This is a genomic window from Chroococcidiopsis thermalis PCC 7203 (genome assembly GCF_000317125.1).
In the GTDB taxonomy this organism is placed as follows: domain Bacteria; phylum Cyanobacteriota; class Cyanobacteriia; order Cyanobacteriales; family Chroococcidiopsidaceae; genus Chroococcidiopsis; species Chroococcidiopsis thermalis.
In genome coordinates this window covers 2,731,098-2,751,316 of the sequence record NC_019695.1, presented here as the reverse complement: position 1 = coordinate 2,751,316, position 20,219 = coordinate 2,731,098, and the positions used below count along the sequence as shown (strand labels likewise).

Genomic DNA, 20,219 nt, shown 5'->3' with positions numbered 1-20,219 from the left:
CTGGTGAGAGTAGCTTTGTATGAAGAGTCATCTTTCTAGAAAGGTGTCTTGTGGATCGCCTTGAATAGAGGAACCTGCAACCAATCCAACAGCACCATATTCGTAAGCCCCCACATCTGGCTTTCCATCAGGTATAGGCATGTTTATGCCTAACAAGGGAACCGCAGCGTCGATCGAAGGAGAATGACTGCGCAGGCGAAAGTCCCCTGTTCTCGGATTTACAAATTCCGAAGATACAACCCCTCCCCGATTATTCGAGATTGCAGCGCCACCACTCTTGTCGTAATATGTCGTTCCTGGCAACTGTGCAATATTGTTCGATATCCGGCTATTCTTCGTGCCACCACCCTTACCATTCCAGTTTCCGGCGAAAAAGACAGCCTTATCGTCATAACCCCAGAGGGTATTGTTATCTACAAAAACGTCCTTGATAGCGTGACCGTTATAGTGAATGAATATTGCCCAATTAATTCGCCCACCAGTATTAGTAACATTGTGATGGATGTATGCACCATGCGTTCCATCATCTAGATAAATTGCCATACCTTTTCCATTGTCAACAAAAGAAGTGTTGACTAAGCCAATGTAATTGTATGCAATGACACCACCCTCAAGAGTTCTCTTATCTGTCGGGCGATCGCAGAAATTGCAAATATAAATTCCCGATTGTCCGCTGTCAAGCAGTAGCCGCCCCGTGTCGGAGATGGAGTTATACACGATCTGGGAACGACGTATGCTTCCGGCATGAATCCCCGTGCCAGCACTCTTTCGTACCGTATTTCTGAAGATCCTATTGTCATTACCACTGACAATAATTGGAGCGCCCTGGCTGCCCCAAGTTAAGTCCTCAACAAAATTATTCTCAATGGTTGTGCGACTGCCTGATATTGAGATTCCCGCACCCCATCCGTGTCCGATATACGAATTCTTAACGGTATTATCGGAACCCGAGACAGAAATTCCTGGAAATGCCACATAGCCGTGACCGTTGTAATTTGCTTGAAAGGGAGAATGGTAGCGAAAGATCGAGCGATCGATCGTGCAGTTGACTGCATTCTCCATCCGCACGGAAGCACCTCGAAAGACGATGCCTTTGATTGTCACATTTTTGCGCTGACTCAGATCGAATCCCCACAGTCTTACTTGAGCTTCAACAAGCTTTGATGTCAGCATCTCTTTATTTGGTGGATAGATGTAAAGGGTTGAATTTCCCCAATACCATTCACCTGGCGCATCAAGTGCATTTAAGTGGTTGATGATAAAGCCTCTACCGCTGCCCTCAAATTCATGCCACGCAGGGTTAGAGATCGTCTCGGTAATTTCTGTTAGAGCGAGTTTGTTGCCACTAGAAGAAGCGATCTTGCCTATGTTGGGAGCATAAAAGTTATCTCCATTGAGTCCGAAGAAGTAGCCTCCATTCCAAAAGCCGCTAAATACGTTCATGCCGTTCAAAAACTGGACGTTTGCCCTTCCTCTACCATTGTTATTGACTTGTGTAGCGCCCCATGTTCTCGAATCGAGGTAATCGTTACCTACATTAGGATATCGGGCAAGAGAAAGATAGTTGCCTTGAACAAATACGGCATAGACCTTTTTGGGCAGTGAAGTACGGAAGACATTATCTGAATGACGAAACCAATTGCTAACAAGATCTGTACCTGTCACTACAACCCGCTCTCCAGGCGCAGCCACAAAGGTTTGTCCGTCTTTCGGTATGACCGTTTCTCTATACACTCCTTGCCTAATAATACACGTATCATCTGTCCCCATCGATTCGGCAGCTTTCTGAAGTGTTTTCCAGGGTCTTGCCATCGAGCCATTTCCTAATAAATCATTCCCTAACTTTGCATCGACATAGAAAGTAGTGATAGAGGCACTTTTATATGTGGATAATGTCAACATCAGCATAACAAGACCACAGAATAGTACGAGCTTAGAAACTATTTTTGATCTCATATAACTCCAGTTTTTGATATTTTAAAATTTGCTCGATTTTATCGTTAAGTTACATTTTTAGAGAAACTAGTTATATAGGGAGAATGCTTTGTTGAATTTTTGACATTTAGGCAGACATTATTATGAAGAATAGACAGAATTATTAATGGCAAGCTCAAACCAGTTAATATTAAGGCAAAATCCATTAGAACAAATACAACAATATCCCAGAGATTGCTCCAGAAAACTTGACAATACTCTGGGATTATTTTCTAAGTAAATTAGCAGTTGTAGAATCTTTCTAAAAATAGATTTTCAGGCGATTTTCATACGTCAAAATCTATCTATAAAGAATGCAGTTTCGCTCTAAATTTATGTTGGAAAGAAGTATTAGAACCTAGCAACTTATCCTTTTTCCTAACATAATTGAAGCTTTAAGAAAAACTATAATTATTTAAAACAAACTTGACTTGAAGGATGAGTCTATCTTTCTTAGTAGGAATATTTGCTCGGTGAAAACAAAACTGATCTTCAGCAAATCCCGACCCCGCTTCTCCACAAATATTGACAATTCTCTCACTACCGTAATAATTAATTAAATCTCGTTCAGATTTATCTCTATCTATGGACAACTGATATTGTAGCTTTTTCTGACTATGACTACCTTTCACATAGGCATGGGGACCGCTGTATAGATCTACATCTGTTAGATAAAACAGAAATTGCAAGCAGCGGTAATCATCCAGATCGTAATGAAATAATCCTTGAGCGAATCGCAAGCGCTCATCTAACTGTTCTACAGGAGTAGCAAAACTCCACCAGAGCATGGTACTTTTAAGAATAGGCTCGCCCACTAAATATTTTGCAGCAATTTGCCGTAACTTAGGGTCATCTCCTAACTTTTTAATTGCCGTACAAGACCGGGAAGGCTTATAATGATAGCCAAATAAGAACGGCTTTCCATATTTAGCCTCTTCTTCTTCTTTATTGCTGAGAGTGAAAGGAAGTTCAAATCTACCATTGCCCAAATAATAGGTTTGATTAGTGAATTCTAAAATTTCGCTTAATACGTAATTTGGCAAATGAATTCCTAAGCAAACCCCATCTCGTCTTAGATTTTCCACAACGGAATCAACATCAATTTCCGTAAATAAGGAAGAGTCTGCCGTGGGAATAATAAGCTCTGGTTTACTAGCTAATAAAATCATGAGCGAACGAATAATATGTATACGCCCAAAAATAAACATGAGCAACCATTGAGGATTTTTGAATCCATGATCGGTATACTCACCTAGCCTTCGTTTAAACTTAAAATATAGCTTGTACCAGTAAGAATAAGAAATAGTTATGCTCATAGCGGATTCTAAGTCTTTGCTACTTTGACTTAATTAGGAAAAATACAGTTGTCAATGAATATAGAAAACTTTCTTTTGAGATGCTACTGCAAATTACGAAAGTAAGCGATACAGAAAAAGTCAGAAAAGTTCAGTCCTTGTCGTTTCGATCGGTTTTAGTTAAGCTTTATTGAAAACCGCGATCGCAATGTTCGGAATTATTTCGTAATTTTGCTGAGCTTGCCAGCTAGTAATGCTGAAAGTCATTCTAAAAAGCTGTAGCTAGACCTAAATATTTATCTCTTTCCTTATTGTAGGCTGCTGTCTTCCTACCATTCACAAGCTCAGCTTGTGCTTGAAGCATCATTTGTACAACAGCATTATCGTTGAGTTTATAATGCGCTTGCCATCCCAGCTTTTTTCTGGCTTTAGCGGGATTACCTTTGCTAACAGCAATTTCTGTTGGTCTGAATAAACTTGTATCTATTACAACACGATCGCGCCAGTCTAAGCCTACACAGGCAAAGGCTGCTGCTACAAAATCTTCTAATTTGCAACTTTCTCCGGTTGCAATGACGTAATCATCTGGCTGCCCTTGTTGTAGCATTAACCACATTGCTTTAACGTACTCTGGAGCCCATCCCCAGTCACGCTGAATAGAAATATCACCTAAATAAAGCTTTTCCTTACTACCTTTAGCAATTCGGTTAGCTGCGGATACAATCTTTTGAGTGACGAATCTCTCCGGTCGCAAAGGAGATTCGTGGTTGAATAGAATACCAGAACAAGCAAACAAATCGTAGGCTTTGCGGTAGTTAGCAACTTGCCAAAAAGCGGATGCCTTAGCTACGGCATAAGGACTTTTAGGACGGAATGGCGTAGTTTCATCTGCTGCTTTGCCTTCAGTATCTCCAAAACACTCACTCGACGCAGCATTATAAAACTTAATGGGGCGATCGATAAAGCGTAGGGCTTCTAATACATTTAAAGTACCAAGTGAGATACTTTCAAAGGTTTCAACTGGTTGATCGAAAGAGAGGCTGACTGAACTTTGTCCTGATAAATTGTATACTTCATCTGGCTGAAATTTATTCAAAATTTGTAAAACACTACGAAAGTCATTTAGGGCAACGGACTCTAATTTCAATTGTTCGCGGATTCCCAGGCGTATTAAATTTTGGAAAGAAGAAACTTGTGCGTCTCGTGATGTTCCACAAACAGCATAACCCTTATCGATTAACAACTGAGCTAGATACGCCCCATCTTGACCTGATACTCCAAAAATTAATGCTTTTTTCATAAGAAAATTTACTATTTTCTCCTGGAGAACTCAATCGCAAACTATATTTCAAAAAAAATTATGAGTAGTCGCAAGAATTAAACAATTAACAGCGATCGCAAATTTTTATGCCTTAACGTCCAAAGATTTATAAAAACCTGTTTTACAAGGTCGTTTTGTACAAGTTTTTACATTTTAATTGATTGCTATCAGCTTTAAAAGTCTCTAACATATTCCTCTATAAATTTGCCTTAATCAATACGGATAAGTTCAGGTATTTCATAGCTAAATAAATCGAGTCAAGACAATCGGAATAGAAAAAGCAAAAAGATACGTTTTTTGATGCAATTTGAGAATAGTTATATAACTGGCGATCGCGGTAACTTTTCTATAACTTTTAAACATGAGATTTCATAGTCGTGCTAAACGCTACAGCGTCCTGATATCTTGGTATCTACAATAGCTCTAGTCAGACAATATTACTGAACTTTTCTAGAATGACAAAATTTGACTATTGAAGGAATATGTTGAAAAAGCGTAATTGTATATGAAAATTGCTATCTGGCATAACTTACCAAGTGGTGGTGGAAAGAGAGCCTTATATCATCACGTAAAAGGCTTATTGGAGCGCGGTCATACTTTAGAATCTTGGTGTCCTCCAACGGCAGACCAATCTTATCTTCCTTTAAATGAATTAATCAAAGAAAATATAGTACCACTTGCTCAGTCACCTATGAAAAGAAGGAGTAAGTTTATAAAACAGCCATTTTCACCTTATTTTCATGCGTTGAATAGCATCCAAGCGATGGATACACATTGTCAACAATGTGCTGCTGAAATTAACTGTGGTGGCTTCGATGTACTTTTCGCCAATGCCTGTACTTTTTTTCGCACGACTGCAATTGGTCGATATGTCAAAGTACCAACAGCTATTTATCTTCAAGAACCTAATCGGGAGCTATACGAAGCGATACCAAGCTTGCCTTGGGCAGCTATACCACCTCCGGCAAAGGCTTGGTGGTCGAATAGTTATGTCTCAGCATTTCTCAAAAATCTGATTCAGGTACAAGGGTATAGGCTTCAAGTTCGAGAAGAATTACAGAATGCGCGAGCGTTCGATGTAGTTTTAGTTAATTCCCTTTTTAGTCGAGAAAGTGTTTTAAGAGCTTATGGATTAGATGCTAAAGTTTGTTATCTAGGAATTGATACCGAACTCTTTAAGCCATCACAAGTTCCTCGCAAGAAAATTGTCGTTGGTCTTGGAAGTATTTATTCTGGCAAAGGACTTGAGCGTGCAGTTCGCGCTATCAGCACAATACAGAAAGAAAAAAGACCAGATTTAATATGGATCGGAAATTTTTCTGTCAATAATTATCAGCAGAAAGTTGCGCAGCTTGCTAGATCTTTAGAAGTTAACTTCATACCCAAGGTGCGGATCGCTGATGCTGAGATCGTCAAACTTTTGAGCCAAGCTTCAGTTATGATTTATACTCCTGTTTTAGAGCCATTTGGTTTTGCGCCTCTTGAAGCAAATGCTTGTGAAACTCCGGTTGTGGCGATCGCTGAAGGAGGAGTTAGAGAAAGTATCAAAGATGGAATTAATGGTTTTTTAATTAATGGTGACGATCCAATTCTGATTGGTAAAGCTATCTCTTCTCTTTTAGATAATCCTGATATAGTAGAAAAAATGGGCGAACGAGCTAGAAAATACGTACTAGAAAATTGGAGTTGGAAGCAAGCAAATGACTGTTTAGAGAATTATTTATTCAGCTTAATAGTTAAACATTAGAAACCGCTCGGGAGGCGCTCGGTTCAGCGGTTGCCTCGATCGCGCCAAGAATGACAAACTATCTGCCTATCTGACACTGTTGCCAAGGTTCGCGAATGAAGTAAAGGGCATCGCGTCCTTGGACTTCCATACCACCTCGATTCTGCGTTCCCCAGCGAGTGACAAATTTCTTGCCATTTTGACGACGTTCGACAGCAACTGTAAAGTTATTTCGTAATTCTCGATAACATCCTTCTATATTCGTCAGAGTTAAATCCAGCATCGGAATATCGAATTTACCTACCGCTTTATTCACCACAAAAAATCCTTCATTGCCTCGTTCCATCAACAAGACAGTTGAACTATTGACGGCAGCTAAAACATTTTCTTTGACGTTGCCACCTGCTTTACCCCGTTGGCGCATAATTTGACGAAACTCCACACCAGTTTTGATGTATGGCGCATCAGCATTATCCCAGTTGAGTATTAAGGGAGTGCCACTTTCTCTAGCTAGTACGTAAGCTGTTGCCAGGTAAGAGTCAGAAGCATCGTCGTAGGGGTTAATTGCATCAGCATTAATCTCCCGAATCGTATCGTGGTTTCTGCCAAAGGTGATGCTGCGCGAGTCATCTATGGCTGTTGGCACTCGCAGCGATCGCAAATCTCCACTGCTAGTAAATGCTGCTTTCATCGAGTTGTAAAGGATAAAGTCTGTCACAGCAGCAATCCATTTGTAATCGTCCGCACGGGTGTCGCTATCTGTAATTACCTCCAGATAATTCCAGGTCTTGCCTTGACTTTCGCGATTAATATAATCGACGTACTCTTTAACAACATTTGCTGGCATGTGCTTGGCAGCGTCAAATCGAAATCCATCAATTCCCAGGTCAAGCAGTTTCTTTAAATGAGCCTTTTGAATTTTTTTCACATTGGCAGTATATTTTAGATCGGGAAGTCCCCCCAACCAACAATTCAGCTCCGAGTTTCTGTTTCCATCGCTATAATTGATATCACAGGGTTTCTTGCCAGGATTGCCTGGAGCAGAATGAAAATCATTTTGAGTCAGACCTGGAAATTTAGTTAAATCTTCAAAATTATCGCCACCACCTAAGTTAGCTGTATGGTTGAAAACAACATCAGCAATGACTTTAATTTGACATTTATGAGCTTGAGCGATTAACTGTTGTAAATCTGCTTGAAAACCTTTTCCTTCAATAACGTCATAATCTACGGGTTGATATCGCGCCCACCATTCTTGACTCGAATTAGATTTTTGTGCTGGAGGAATTTGGATGTGAGAGTATCCTCGATCGGCAAGTTGACAGACAAATTTTCTGACATCATTATAGTTTTGATTAAAGGCATGAAAAATCGCCACTGGCTGTTCTGCTACTTGTGCCAAACCAGGTAAGTTAAAAGCTATGACTAGGGAAATCGCCAAGACAACAAATTTCTGGCAACGCATAAATTTCTAGAAAGCTAAATTTATTTAATTTCCACAGGTCAAAATCCCTTCTTGAGTGCCGTCGGCTTTCGCTTGTACCTCCACCTTGGGTTGCTGTCCTGGGTAGCAGCGGACTAAAACTTTATCGCTACTACGGGTCAAGTACAAAACATAAACGGCTTGACCTTTTAACTTGGCTGGGACGAGTTGCGGCGGGGTAGGTGCAGTGGCGATCGCGGGTACTAAACTGGCAATGCCAAGAAATATAATTATTGCTCCGGCGATCGCTCCCGAACAATGGCTGATAGATTGCAACATCGGTCTATCACCTTGACTAACAGTTTTGACTAAAGCCTTTTCATTCACTTTTTCGCTCTAAAAAACAGTAATTCATCCAGAAGTATACGATGCAAAATTAGCCAGCGATCGTATTCTTCATTAACAAACTTGGTGAAGACAAGATCGTCAACTGGCGCGATCGCTCCCGATATCTTGCTAAAATGTGACCACATAGCGATCGCTTTTTGGGAGTCAAAATGAAAAGCGTAGGTATACGCGAATTTAGGGACAAAGCTTCTTAGCTATTTAGCAAGTGATGAAGCGAATGCACAGAGCGCACGCTTCGCAAACGCGGTGAAACGTCACGGCAAGATCGTCGGATTTTATCTTCCAGTCAGGGAATCAGATGACGCAGAAGTTCAAGCAGCATTGATGCGACTTTCCCGAACAGTGGAAACGGCATTAGCCCAAAGCGATCGGGATGAAGAAAAACTCAGCCTTGCTTTGGACTTGTCTCAACCCGAATAGTATGCGCTTAGTTGTTGATACGAATATTTTGGGTGTCTGAGCTAATCCGCAAGCGGGGACGAGATTTAATCATTCATCCAGAGGTAGAACTATACATGGCACAGATGGCTTAGGAAGAGACTTGTCACGAGTTGGGTAAGCGGGTGGAGAGGATGGGACAGAAGGGAGTGTTTTCCCAGAAGATCGGGCAAAATCTATTAACTGAGGCGATCGCTTTAGCTGATTCTACTTTTGGTTAGCAATTATTCAGGCTATGGCATTTTGATAGAACGCTTGCATTTGAGCAAACCATTGCTGGCGTGATTCAGCCCAGGTATAAAACATATGTCCCCCTGGATAATGTTTCAACGTCAGATTTTGGCAAATTTCTGGATTGAGCTTCATCTGACTGACTAAATGGTTGGAGGCAAAATAAGGCGTAACCAAGTCAAATATTCCATGCGAGATCGACACCTGCATATATGGATTGAGCGTCATTCCCACTCGCAGGTCATCCACCGATCCTTGAAATCCTTGTTTCCAATCACCTTTGAAATCAAATTGCCAAGCTTTGAGCGTTTCTAAATTCAGCAGGCGATAGGTTAAGTCAGTTTCCACGCCTAAAGTCTGCCGTAAATGACTGTTAATTGCTCCCGTGAAGAGTCGATCTAACCCATCTAGGGTGGGGTCAGTGCCTTCGTAGGTCATGCGATCGGGAAACGGATCGATCGCCGTAATTGAAGCATCGTACAACCCGACGATTCTCTGGCGATCGCGCAACAGTTCCCTCGCAAAGACTTCGATTCTAATTCGTCCACCCAGCCGTTCGACAACCGACAGTGGTATTCCAGTTAATCCAGCCAACTGCTGATAAATCGCCTGACGCTCATCTTCAGGAAACGCCTCTCCCATTGCTAGCATTGGGATTAGACTTTGACGGGCAAATTGTTCGGCAGCAGCTATATGAGCTGGTAAATCTCCTCTTTGCCCCGCCCATTGAGCGCGATCGTGATGCGCTGCGGCGGCTGCTAGCGAGGGTAATACTGTTGCCCAAGTCGTCAGGTTATAATCGTTTGCTTCTAGCAAGCTAAATTCTAAAGCTGGCGAGATCAAAATCGCACCAGAAAGACCAACGCCAAATTCTTGTTGCAGCTGGCGAGCTAACTTAGCTACGCGAAAACCGCCATAACTCTCACCTGCAATGAAGATGGGAGACAGCCAGCGGTGGTGGCGCGACAGAAACCGCACGATAAACTCGCCGATCGCTTTCAAGTCTCGCTCGACACCCCAAAATTGAGTTTCTTTGGATGAGTCTGGCTCGTTAGAATTAGATTTCTCATTCTTCTGCTCTGGAGTTTCTTTCTCTGGTGGCAAAACGCGGCTGAAGCCCGTACCGATCGGATCGATAAAGACTAAATCCGTAAAGCTCAACCAACTTTCAGTATTTTCTACCACTCGCACGGGTGGCTTTGGCAAACTACCGCGATCGCTAAAAGAGAGGCGTTTGGGACCTAGCGCCCCCATGTGCAAATAAGCAGAAGCAGCTCCAGGTCCACCGTTGAAAACAAAAGTTAGCGGTCGTGGCGAGGCGGCATCAGTCTTCACGAGATACGCCACATGAAACATTTGGGCGATCGGTTTTTCTCGCTCGAATAACGTTTGCCACTGAGCCAAAGCTGTGTAGCTTATCTGTTGCGATGGCAGCGATAGTGTATGCTCGGTCTGACTGGATTGATGATTTACTGGTAGGTTAGATGTGTCGGACATATCAGGTGGCGATCGCATTGCACACATCACATGGTAGGCGATCGCGCGATCGTGAGTGAAAGATTTATCAGATGGAGAACGATCGTGTTGGCTCAATTACCGAATCCCATTACTAGTCCTGCTTGGTGGCAACTGATGAATTGGATTGCCGACCCAATTGGGTTTCAGGACAAATGCAGTCAAAAATATGGAGATATATTTACCATGCATCTGAGCGGCATCGGCTCTTATGTAGTCATTGGTAATCCGCAAGCAATTGGGGAAATCTTCAACCAAGATGCCAAATTTGATGTCGGTCGTGGCAATGCAATTGCAGAACCTTTAGTCGGGCGCAATTCACTCATGTTAGTCGATGGCGATCGTCATCGACGAGAACGAAAATTGTTAATGCCTCCTTTTCATGGCGAAAGACTACAAACTTACGCCAAACAAATCTGTCTGATTACCAAACAGATTGCTAGCTCCTGGCAAGTCGGTCAATCTTTTGTAGCTCGGACTACCATGCAAAAGATCAGCCTAGAGGTAATTCTACAAGTCGTTTTTGGCTTGAGTGAAGGAGAACGCTATCAACAACTAAAGCCCCTACTCACAGAATGGCTGGACATGACTGATTCTCCCCTCAAATCCAGCATGTTATTTTTACAGTTTTTACAAAAAGATTGGGGTGCATGGAGTCCTTGGGGGCAGATGAAACAGCGACAACATCACGTTCGCGCTTTGCTGCAAGCAGAAATTGAGGAGAGAAGAGCCAAAGATATCAAAGGGCGTGATGTCCTCAGTCTGATGATGGCAGCACGAGATGAAAACGGACAAGCAATGACCGATGAGGAATTAAAAGACGAACTACTGACGATTTTATTTGCTGGGCATGAAACCACAGCAACAACGCTGGCTTGGGCTTTATATCAAATTCATCAACACCCAGATGTCCGCGATCGGTTGCTGCACGAACTAGATAGTTTAGGGGAATTTGCCCCAATGAAAATTGCTCAACTGCCTTACCTAAGTGCAGTTTGTCAAGAAACACTGCGGATGTATCCGGTGATTCCCGTCATTTTTCCCCGCATTACTAAATCGCCAACGAAAATTGCCGGATATTTATTTGAAGCCCAAACAGCCTTAATGCCAAGTATTTATTTAGTGCATTATCGGGAAGACTTGTATCCCAACGCTAAACAATTTCAGCCAGAGCGGTTTCTAGAGCGCCAGTATTCTCCTTCGGAATATCTTCCTTTTGGTGGTGGCAGTCGGCGATGTTTGGGATATGCTTTAGCTGGGTTAGAAATGAAATTGGTCTTGGCGACGATTTTATCCAAGTATCAACTTGCCTTAGTAGAAGATAAACCCGTGCAAATACAACGTCGTGGGTTTACGCTTGCTCCTCAAGGTGGGGTAAGTATGGTAGTGAGTGCAAAATCTATTTAGAGTCACGGATAAGCATTGATGGTATCCCGCAGGCTTTTGTCTTGTAAGTTGACTCCAATACCTTCAAGTGCTGTAATGTGCTGGGCAAACAACTCTAGCTTAGATTCATCTAAATCTACGTCAGGTAGCAGTGAATCTCGAATTTTCTCTCCTCGTGACTTGGGATGGTAGACTTGCCGAACAGCGCGAGAGATTTCTTTCATTAAAAACTCGTCGGTGAGTGGACGTATGAGGTTGAGGTCAAGATGGGAGCGGATCGACCTGTCGAAAGATCGACGGGAACTGAAAGCGTGCGATCGCGATCGCAGACTCTAGGTTTTGGCTGAAGGAGAGGGCGAGATGCCTGGCTGCGGTCGCACTACCACTCTGATGACGCTCGGCTACGACCCGCAGAAGCAGCGGTACGTGAGGACGTGGATCGGGTCGATGATGACATACCTCTGGGTGTACGACGGTGGCGAACTGGACTTGGCTGAGACGGTGCTAAGGCTCAATTCTGAGGGACCTGCTATAGACAACCGTTGCGGCTCGATTGCTTCCATTTCGGCTAACAAACGAGTGGCAGCACCGACAGAGTGTTTGAGATGATGACAGTGAGTATCCATACTCGCTTGTTGATATTCAACACTGCGAGGATGCACGGCTAATGCAACTTTACTTAGATACTGCGTCGCGTGGTAAAAATCTAATACCTGGCTGTGGGTGAGTGGCACAAGACACGTCCAATTCTCTGGTGCGCCATCGGCTAACCCTTGATAATGAGCATGGGGATATAATCGCTTTACCTGTTCGACTTCTCGTTGCATCCGTAAAAAAAATGTCTCTCGCCCATGTTCCGGTGCGGCAGCCATATAGGTGGTGTGTTGACGTTCTCCTAAAGCATGGAAATTTTCATAACCTAGCCAACTGCCAAAGATAGTCATTCCTAATAACCCAGACCCAACCAGCCAAGGAATTGCTTTTTGATAGCGATTTTGTTCTTTTGGCACGGTTTTAGCGAATATAAGCTATGGGGGTGAATTATCGAGCGCACGTTCGGCTGGCACAATAGTTCGCTTTGACTTGTCGCGTTTTCGCAAGCGCCACATGATAAAACCCGTAACTAATAGGATGGTAGGAGATAAACCAACGAACAGATAGAGAATACGAGAGGGTAAACCGGCAAAAGTGCCAAAGTGTATGGGTACGAATGAGTCAAATATTCGATCTGCCAAAGATTTTTCCGTTGGTACGTCTACCTTCACGATCTCACCACTAAAGCGATCTATAGAAGCAGACATCACAACCTGGTTTGGTAACTCTTTTGCTATGCGAATTACGCCTTCAGGTTTGGTGGGAAAATAAATTGAGCTAATTTCACCAGGGGGCAGCACGGCACTAGCTTTTTGTAGTAGTGCTTCTGTAAGCTGTATGGGGGCTTTACCTGCGGCTTTAGAGACGAGTTCTACTTCTTTGGGTGGCTGTGGACTGAAGGTGAGTGCATAAATGACTGGATTCATCCATGTAGCAAAGTTCCAGATAAACCCAGTCAACATTGCCATTGCCAGAAAGATTGCAACGATAATGCCAACAACTTTGTGTAAATCGTAATTTAACCTTTTAGTGGTGGCATTCCACTTAATTTTGAATCCAGTTGCCAATTTGCGCCAACCAGACCAAAGCACAATTCCTGTCACGCAAAGAATTGTCGCCAGTAACCCAACAATGCCAGCCACATAAGCACCCCACTCACCACCTAGCAGGTTGATGTGGATACTGTACAAGAAATCGTTATAATCATTGTCCTGCGGACTGCCGATAATTGCTCCGGTATAGGGATTAATGCGGGCAGTCGTCCATTTATCTCCTGCTGCCCACCACCATGCCGTGACGGGTTGAGTGAGTTCTTTGGGTATTGTCAGGCTTTCGAGAGTCAGTTGGGGAAACATAGCTTGCGCTTTAGTCACGAGGGTGGCGATCGCCAGACGTTCTTGATCTGGGGCGATCGCCACTTGCCCTGTAAATAAAGAAGTTTGCCACTCATCCAAAATCAACAAACTACCAGTCATGCCGATCGCCGCTGCTAGAATACCAATTGCTAATCCAATGTAACGGTGGGCGGTAAATACAACATCTCGAATTCGTTTTGTTTTCATTCCCAAATTCTCCGTTTCTTCCTTCATTAAAACTCCACCGCCACCTTACCCCGAACTGTGAACGGCGCACCAGGATAGACATTAGCCCTGCCAGAAGCACTTACAAAGTAATCCACATTAAACAAGTTCTCAAAATTCAACTGCACCTGCCAGTTATCCCGTCGATAGTAAAGTAAAGCGTCGGTTCGACCATAGGACGGCACTTCAATGGTATTCTCTGAATCTCCCTGCCTGTCTCCAACAACAAAAACTCCAGCCCCTAAACCCAGCCCTTGTAGCCCGCCTTGTTGGATTTCATACACAGCCCACAGACTACCACTATGCCGTGGAATGCCCTCGAATTCATTCCCTTCAAGCCCCGTAGTATCTTCGGTAATTTTGGCATCGGTGTGAGCATAGCTAGCGATTACATTCAACCCTGGTAGAAGTTCGCCACTTAGATCGAATTCAATGCCTCGAACTCTAGATTCCCCTGTTTGGATGCTGAAGTCAGGATCGACTGGATCGGTAATCAAGGCGTTTTGCCGAGTAATTTGATATGCTGCTAGGGTTGCCCTGAATTTACCATCAAGAGATTCTGCTTTCACTCCTACTTCAAATTGGTCGCCAGTGACTGGCACAAATGGATTTCCTTCTCTATCTGTGTCAAATTCTGGCACGAACGAGCTAGTCCAACTGCCGTAGAGAGAAACAGACTCGATCGGCTGATAGACAAGACCTACACGGGGGCTAAAGGCACTATCTTCAAACGTTTCTGAGGTGTCTGCCAAATTATCCTCAGATTTGTTGGAAAAACCGTCAAAGCGTCCTCCTAGTAGAATTTTGACTCGATCGCCGATGGAAAGTAAATCTTGAGCATAAACCCCAATAGTGTCGCTAGTAATCAACTCGTCAGTATCTGGTTCAAAGCGATCGAAGTAATCGTCAAAATTAGATGAACTCAAGTATTCTGGCTCAAATAGATCGATCGAGGGGACATCGGGTGGAAATTTCAGCGAGGAGTCTTCAATATTGCGCTGAAGTTCTAAACCAAGAAGTAGGTCGTGTTGAATAATGCCAGTTTGAAATTTACCCAGCACATCTGTTTGTAAGGTATAAGTTTGGGTATATTCCTTATTGTCTCTAGCACTACGAATTACTGTACGATTATCCTCTGCCAGCTCCAGTGGACCAATTCCACGCTGTTCGAGATCGAAGAAAAATGCTCTGAACCGATTACGCAGCGACCAATTCTCGCTAAATTTGTGGTCGAGCAAATAACCAACATTAACAGCCGTGTACTCAACATTATTATCTGGCTCTCCTAAAAACCGAGAGTCAAAAACTTCTCCTAAAGGATTAGGAAAAATAGTGCCAACGGTAGGTAATCCTTCTATATCTGGAATAGATCGATCTTCATAACTGCCTTCTAACGTTAGCTTAGTTTTTTCTCCCAATTGAAAACTCAGAACTGGAAAAATAGCAAATTCTTGGCTATCAACAAAATCAATAAAAGAACCAGCATCTTCGTAAGCAATGTTTAAACGATACAAAATTGTTTTGTTATCGTTGAGTGGTCCTGTTAGATCGAGATTGCCTTGGTAATAGTTAAATTTGCCAATTGTGCCTTCAATTTCATAGTTTGGATTACTCTGTGGTTGCTTCGTAGTTAGGTTAATTGTACCACCTGGTTCTCCACTGCCATAAAGCACCGATGAAGGTCCTTTGAGAACTTCAATTTGTTCCACATTGCCAAGATTCACATCATATCTGGCAGAATTAAGTCTTCTAATGCCGTCACTAAGAATGCTTCTACCACTATAAAATCCACGAATATTTGGGAGTTCATATTGTGAGGTTGAGACTCCACTAACGTTACGCAGAGCATCATCTAAATCGTTGGCTCCCTGGTCTTCTAGTACCTGCTGGGGTATTACCTGAATCGACTGGGGAATATCTCGCAAAGGCGTATCGGTGCGCGTCCCCACGCTGGAATTGGTTACGGCATAGCCTTCTTGCTCCCCTGTCACCACAATCTCAAGTTCTGGTTCTTCGGTTTGGGCAGTTGCTTGGGAAGTGACATTCAACACCAAATCTTGTTCGCTTGGGACTACTTCGGCATTCGGTGCTTGTTTGCTTCCCGTGATGGTTACTCGAATGCTACTAGCATTCAAAGGTTTGACTGTTACTTGTGCAATCTCTGCGGTGGGATTAGTTGCGGTGAATTCTTGTCGATCTGGTAAAGCCAAGACTGCATTTGGTATGTCGATCGCTAAATTATTTTCAACTGGCGAAATTGATGGTTGCAATTTTTGCCCTGAAGGGGTGACGAGAACGATCTGTAACCCTCGTTCGGTGGGATTGAGTTTTACTCCTGTAACTTGAGTCAGCGAACTATTTTCTCGCTCTTGAGCCAAAAGCTCTTTAGCACTAAAAGAAACAGGTGGTAATTCTTCAATCGTTTTAACTTGAGCAAAAACAGGTTCGCTCCATAACGGCATCACAGCAGCTAAACCAACCCAAAAAGCGATCGCTTTCCAGTTTCCCACCCTTACATTCCTCATCAACACATTAAATAAGCTCACTTTTTTAGCCAGATATCCTACTTACTAATGTTCCACTTACCAACTAATTGAGTAAGTCAAACTAACTCGCCTACCCCTTTCTAAGGCTATATCTTCATCAGGAGCTGTCAGAGATTGAGTTGGGAACGCAGAATACTCTTCATTTAACAAATTCTCCACACTTAAAGACAGCGTTCCCTCACCTAAACTTAAAGTGCTAATCAAATCGAGAGTCGCATAATCATCTACCGAACCTTGGTCTAACCCCGATTCAAAACCGCGATCGCGATCGCCAGAATAGAGAATTTGTAACCGATTGCGCCAGTTTGGTGTTGTCTGATGTTCCACGTATGCAGTTAGCTTCCAAGGATTTACACTAATCGAATCAGCAGCAATAAATTCGCCATTTTCATCTTCAAATTCTCCCTCAGTCCAATTTCCACCAACACCAAGTTTCCATGTCTCTGCTACTTGCCAATCTACTGCTGCTTCTATACCGTAGCGGCGTTCTGGAGCGCGGATCGTTTCAAATACATCTTCAGCAACTTCTTGAAAAAACGAACCTAACTCGGAAGAAGAATAAAAAGCTGCTAAATAAGCTTGTAAATTTTGCCATTGTCCGCGTACGCCAATTTCGTAGCTATCAACAATTTGAGGTTGAATGTCTTCAAGCGAACGATCGACCGAGCTACCATCAGGTAAATTATTCAGCACAAAAAATCCAGGAATAGAAAAACCTTGGGAAAAGTTGGCAAACAGACTAATATTATCAGTCGCTTTGAAATTTGCACCAATGTTAAAAACAGTCGCATCAAAACTCGGATTACCACCTTGGATATTATTACCTTCAAAGGTTGTGTAATCACCAACGTTTAATTGAGCAAATTCTTGACGAATACCGCCCAGAACCGAAAAATTATCTGTCACATCCCACTTGATTTGAGCAAACAAACCAAGCTGGCTGAGGTCAAAAGAAGGTTCGGCAAATTCATCGCTAACTTGGAGAATATTTCCGCCACTTGCGTCATATACTTCAGAATTAAAAAATAAGTATGAAGAACGATTATCTTCATGCTTATAATCTGCCCCTACCAGCAACTTTGCGCTTTGAAACAAGGATGTTTCTAGTTGTAAATTACTGTTGAATACTTCTCCTTCAGTCATAAATCTAGCTACTCTTTCAAAGAAAGCATCTTCAGCTCCTCGATCGTCAAACGCAAGCGTATTTTCTCTAATTTTTAGATAAGAAAACTGAGCTTGTAACCTGTTGTTTCCTAAAAAAGCTCTATTGTCGTAAGCTACGCTAGCAATAGTATTTTGATTGCCAGGATCTCTAGAGTCAACGTAATCTTGATTGACTCTCAATGCCTGAATTTTTTGTCTACCTGGAATCTCTCTAGTAGTCGGATCGGTAATGTAATTAATTTCTCGGCGATCGCTGGCATGATTAACAGAGAACTGTAAACGTTGTTCTTCTCCTAAAGCGATCCCCAACTTACCTAAAAGATTCAGACGTTCTGAACCTGCAAAAGTAGAATTTTCTTGGCGAATAATATCGCCTTGTGGGTCGTAAAATTGATTGTTAAATTGGGTTGCCAAATTCAAGTTGTAGTCAAAAATACCTTCTGTGCCAGCAATGCCATAACCCAACTCGTAAGCAAAGCTATCTCCTTCTAAATTTCCTAAAGCAGCAGAAACACCTAATCTAGCTGTCGATTTAAATCCTTCGATTGGTTGGCGAGTAATAATATTCACGACACCGCCACTACCACCAGCACCATAAATTCCCGTCGCACCATTGACCACTTCAATTCGTTCGACAGTGTTAGGATCGATGCTGGTCAATCCTGTGATGTTAGAAACATTAGAACCTAGAGGCACTCCATCCACTAAAATCTGCGGAGTTCGACCTCTTAAATTAGCATTAAATCGATCTGTATAATCAGGTGCGCCGTACCCTGGAACGGTATAGTTGAGGATGTCCTGTAAACTGTTATTTCCTGTAGCTTGTGCTTCAATCTCTTCTCGGTTAATTACTGTTACTGTACGCGGTAAATCTTCAACTCGTTCTTCCGTGCGAGTAGCAGTAACGACAACTTCCATTTCTGATTCTTCGGTTTGAGCAGTTGCTTGTGGAGTAACGCTCAACACCAAATCTTGCTGACTAGGGACTACCTCGGCATTTGGTGCTTGTTTGCTTCCTGTGATGGTTACTCGAATGCTACTAGCATTCAAAGGTTTGACTGTTACTTGTGCAATCTCTGCGGTGGGATTAGTTGCGGTGAATTCTTGTCGATCTGGTAGAGCCAAGACTGCATTTGGTATGTCAAGCGCTAAATTATTTTCAGATTGCGAAATTAATGGTTGCAATTTTTGCCCTGAAGGGGTGACGAGAATAACTTGTAACCCTTGTGTAGTGGGATTGAGTTTCACTCCTGTAACTTGAGTTATCGTACTATTTTCTTGCTCTTGAGCCAAAAGTTCCTTGGCACTGAAAGAAACAGGTGGTAATTCTTCAATCGTTTTTACTTGAGCAAAAACAGGTTCTATCCATAACGGCATCACAGCAGCTAAACCAACCCAAAAAGCGATCGCTTTCCATCCCACCTTCACACTCCTCATTGACACACTCCAACCAGGGCTTATAGAGAAATCTTGGCAATTATTTCAAGTGGAGATAGTCTACGTGAATTTCGAGGGTTAGTCTATCCATAGAGGAGCAATTTCGATCCCTACAGGAGGAGTTTTGCACTCCTTAGGCGATCGCTACAAAATAATCTGCTTTCCCAGACGGCACTCTGTAGGCGTAATCCCAAACTTGTCTTGAAAGGCTCTGGCAAAATGCCCCAGATGAGAGTAACCGACTTCGTTGGCGATCGCTGCTATGCTTAATTTGCCTTCTTGCAACAACAATCGTGCTTGTTCTAAACGATATGTACGCAAGTAAGCAAAGGGAGTTGTGCCGAAACAGGCGCGAAAACCTCGCTTCAACTTCATATGCTCTAGTCCCACCTGCTGGGCTAAATCTACTACAGATGGAGGGTTAGCACAGTTTTGCTGTAAGATATCTCTAGCTTGATAAACTCGCTCTACAGTGTTGCGGTTGAGCGGACGATCTCGAACTACTGCTCGTTCGAGTCGTAGCGGTTCGATCCCAAGTGCCAATAGCTCCAGCACTTTCCCTTGCAGATATATCTGCTTTGTCAGTCCTTGATAAGGGCAAGCTTGGATCTGCCGCACAATGGCGTGCATGACAGGAGCGAGCGGGCGATCGCGCCAACACTGTTGCCAATCGTTCGATGTTATTAGCATTTGTAGTTCTGGTGGTAGCTCGCCGGAACTATTGCTGTACATTCGCTTGAGCAAATCTGGCTCAAAGCCAATAGAGAGAAATATTCCTTCCCGATCGGCAGGAGATTTCCAGACTTCCTTGGGTGCAATGCCACTGCCGAAGAAGGTGTAATGGCTATTCTGACGACGGGTGGGAATCCACAGAGTAATTTCTACTTCATGCTGCCGTTCTTCACAGGCAATAGTACAGACGTTGGGGTTTGTCCAAGTACTGATTCCCAGCCAGATCCCCTCACACAAATCGATCTCCCAGAAGTGTCCGTCGCCCAACAATTGGGGAGCTTTGCCCTTCACTTCGTAAAAATCGGCAGCAAGTTCTGTCTCAACAAAATCAGTGGTTTCGTACAGTTCCCAGATATCCGCTTGGCTGAGAGTCATGGTCATAGAATTTTCGATCTATGGCAGAAGGCAGAAGGAAAAAGCTTTGCAGACAAAGGTGACACGCTGCTTTG

General features: G+C 43.1%; 15 protein-coding genes and 1 pseudogene. 4 read left to right on the top strand and 12 right to left on the bottom strand.

Annotated elements, in window-relative coordinates:
- Positions 1-27 precede the first annotated feature (27 nt).
- The 3 genes from CHRO_RS12090 to CHRO_RS12080 all read right to left on the bottom strand — a co-directional run bounded on the left by CHRO_RS12090 (position 28) and on the right by CHRO_RS12080 (position 4,569).
- Positions 28-1,908 (bottom strand): right-handed parallel beta-helix repeat-containing protein, encoded by a 1,881-nt coding sequence (locus tag CHRO_RS12090; RefSeq protein WP_181824319.1) that lies wholly within the window; start codon positions 1,906-1,908, stop codon positions 28-30.
- A gap of 461 nt (positions 1,909-2,369) precedes the next feature.
- Positions 2,370-3,290 carry a phytanoyl-CoA dioxygenase family protein gene (locus tag CHRO_RS12085; RefSeq protein ID WP_015154493.1) on the bottom strand — a complete coding sequence of 307 codons (921 nt, stop codon included), beginning with the start codon at positions 3,288-3,290 and terminating at the stop codon, positions 2,370-2,372.
- A gap of 247 nt (positions 3,291-3,537) precedes the next feature.
- Positions 3,538-4,569, bottom strand: a complete 1,032-nt coding sequence (locus CHRO_RS12080; RefSeq protein WP_015154492.1) for a GDP-mannose 4,6-dehydratase — start codon at positions 4,567-4,569, stop codon at positions 3,538-3,540.
- 526 nt (positions 4,570-5,095) lie between these two features.
- Between CHRO_RS12080 and CHRO_RS12075 the strand changes: the two genes are divergently transcribed.
- Positions 5,096-6,337: a glycosyltransferase family 4 protein gene (locus CHRO_RS12075; protein WP_015154491.1), complete on the top strand. Its 1,242-nt coding sequence runs from the start codon at positions 5,096-5,098 to the stop codon at positions 6,335-6,337.
- A gap of 58 nt (positions 6,338-6,395) precedes the next feature.
- Here the strand turns inward: CHRO_RS12075 and CHRO_RS12070 are convergent, their stop codons facing one another.
- The 3 genes from CHRO_RS12070 to CHRO_RS32120 are packed head-to-tail and all read right to left on the bottom strand — an operon-like array spanning position 6,396 to position 8,272.
- A complete protein-coding gene (locus CHRO_RS12070; protein WP_015154490.1) occupies positions 6,396-7,781 on the bottom strand; it encodes an alpha-amylase family glycosyl hydrolase in 1,386 nt (461 codons plus the stop codon).
- Positions 7,782-7,805: 24 nt separating this feature from the next.
- Positions 7,806-8,126 (bottom strand): hypothetical protein, encoded by a 321-nt coding sequence (locus tag CHRO_RS12065; RefSeq protein ID WP_015154489.1) that lies wholly within the window; start codon positions 8,124-8,126, stop codon positions 7,806-7,808.
- Entirely contained in the window at positions 8,123-8,272 is a 150-nt protein-coding gene (locus tag CHRO_RS32120) for a hypothetical protein (RefSeq protein WP_181824318.1), read from the bottom strand. The genes CHRO_RS12065 and CHRO_RS32120 overlap by 4 nt, the downstream gene beginning before the upstream one ends.
- A 121-nt stretch (positions 8,273-8,393) precedes the next feature.
- On the opposite strand from CHRO_RS32120, the gene CHRO_RS33370 reads away from it, so the two are divergent.
- Complete coding sequence (locus tag CHRO_RS33370) at positions 8,394-8,567, top strand: hypothetical protein (RefSeq protein ID WP_219336141.1); 174 nt, start codon at positions 8,394-8,396, stop codon at positions 8,565-8,567.
- 246 nt (positions 8,568-8,813) lie between these two features.
- Here CHRO_RS33370 and CHRO_RS12055 read toward each other — a convergent pair whose 3' ends face one another.
- On the bottom strand, positions 8,814-10,313 hold the full coding sequence (locus tag CHRO_RS12055; RefSeq protein WP_041463069.1) for a S10 family peptidase: 1,500 nt from the start codon (positions 10,311-10,313) through the stop codon (positions 8,814-8,816).
- An 84-nt stretch (positions 10,314-10,397) separates the two neighbouring features.
- Between CHRO_RS12055 and CHRO_RS12050 the strand changes: the two genes are divergently transcribed.
- On the top strand, positions 10,398-11,738 hold the full coding sequence (locus tag CHRO_RS12050; RefSeq protein ID WP_041463068.1) for a cytochrome P450: 1,341 nt from the start codon (positions 10,398-10,400) through the stop codon (positions 11,736-11,738).
- 2 nt (positions 11,739-11,740) lie between these two features.
- Here CHRO_RS12050 and CHRO_RS12045 read toward each other — a convergent pair whose 3' ends face one another.
- The gene (locus CHRO_RS12045; RefSeq protein ID WP_015154486.1) at positions 11,741-11,941 is read right to left on the bottom strand and encodes a hypothetical protein; all 201 of its coding nucleotides are present in this window, start codon (positions 11,939-11,941) and stop codon (positions 11,741-11,743) included.
- Positions 11,942-11,944: 3 nt separating this feature from the next.
- Here CHRO_RS12045 and CHRO_RS34780 point away from each other — a divergent pair.
- Positions 11,945-12,251, top strand: a pseudogene (locus tag CHRO_RS34780) (DUF1579 family protein); the annotation flags it as partial.
- Positions 12,252-12,745: 494 nt separating this feature from the next.
- Here CHRO_RS34780 and CHRO_RS12035 read toward each other — a convergent pair.
- From CHRO_RS12035 to CHRO_RS12020, 4 genes are all read right to left on the bottom strand, one after another.
- Positions 12,746-13,873, bottom strand: coding sequence for a PepSY-associated TM helix domain-containing protein (locus CHRO_RS12035; RefSeq protein WP_041463066.1), 1,128 nt, complete (start codon positions 13,871-13,873; stop codon positions 12,746-12,748).
- Between the two features lie 26 nt (positions 13,874-13,899).
- Positions 13,900-16,401 (bottom strand): TonB-dependent siderophore receptor, encoded by a 2,502-nt coding sequence (locus CHRO_RS12030; protein ID WP_051033226.1) that lies wholly within the window; start codon positions 16,399-16,401, stop codon positions 13,900-13,902.
- Positions 16,402-16,473: 72 nt separating this feature from the next.
- A complete protein-coding gene (locus CHRO_RS12025; RefSeq protein WP_015154482.1) occupies positions 16,474-19,038 on the bottom strand; it encodes a TonB-dependent receptor domain-containing protein in 2,565 nt (854 codons plus the stop codon).
- A gap of 144 nt (positions 19,039-19,182) precedes the next feature.
- The gene (locus CHRO_RS12020; protein WP_015154481.1) at positions 19,183-20,151 is read right to left on the bottom strand and encodes a helix-turn-helix transcriptional regulator; all 969 of its coding nucleotides are present in this window, start codon (positions 20,149-20,151) and stop codon (positions 19,183-19,185) included.
- Positions 20,152-20,219 lie beyond the last annotated feature (68 nt).

What these genes read in the sequence shown, in the direction of transcription:
- CHRO_RS12075 (WP_015154491.1), top strand. Translation starts at nt 5,096, where the DNA reads ATGAAAATTGCTATCTGGCATAACTTACCAAGTGGTGGTGGAAAGAGA.
- CHRO_RS12045 (WP_015154486.1), bottom strand. Translation starts at nt 11,941, where the DNA reads ATGAAAGAAATCTCTCGCGCTGTTCGGCAAGTCTACCATCCCAAGTCA.
- CHRO_RS12085 (WP_015154493.1), bottom strand. Translation starts at nt 3,290, where the DNA reads ATGAGCATAACTATTTCTTATTCTTACTGGTACAAGCTATATTTTAAG.
- CHRO_RS12070 (WP_015154490.1), bottom strand. Translation starts at nt 7,781, where the DNA reads ATGCGTTGCCAGAAATTTGTTGTCTTGGCGATTTCCCTAGTCATAGCT.
- CHRO_RS32120 (WP_181824318.1), bottom strand. Translation starts at nt 8,272, where the DNA reads ATGTGGTCACATTTTAGCAAGATATCGGGAGCGATCGCGCCAGTTGAC.
- CHRO_RS12090 (WP_181824319.1), bottom strand. Translation starts at nt 1,908, where the DNA reads ATGCTGATGTTGACATTATCCACATATAAAAGTGCCTCTATCACTACT.
- CHRO_RS12055 (WP_041463069.1), bottom strand. Translation starts at nt 10,313, where the DNA reads ATGTCCGACACATCTAACCTACCAGTAAATCATCAATCCAGTCAGACC.
- CHRO_RS12025 (WP_015154482.1), bottom strand. Translation starts at nt 19,038, where the DNA reads ATGAGGAGTGTGAAGGTGGGATGGAAAGCGATCGCTTTTTGGGTTGGT.
- CHRO_RS12080 (WP_015154492.1), bottom strand. Translation starts at nt 4,569, where the DNA reads ATGAAAAAAGCATTAATTTTTGGAGTATCAGGTCAAGATGGGGCGTAT.
- CHRO_RS12035 (WP_041463066.1), bottom strand. Translation starts at nt 13,873, where the DNA reads ATGAAAACAAAACGAATTCGAGATGTTGTATTTACCGCCCACCGTTAC.
- CHRO_RS12020 (WP_015154481.1), bottom strand. Translation starts at nt 20,151, where the DNA reads ATGACCATGACTCTCAGCCAAGCGGATATCTGGGAACTGTACGAAACC.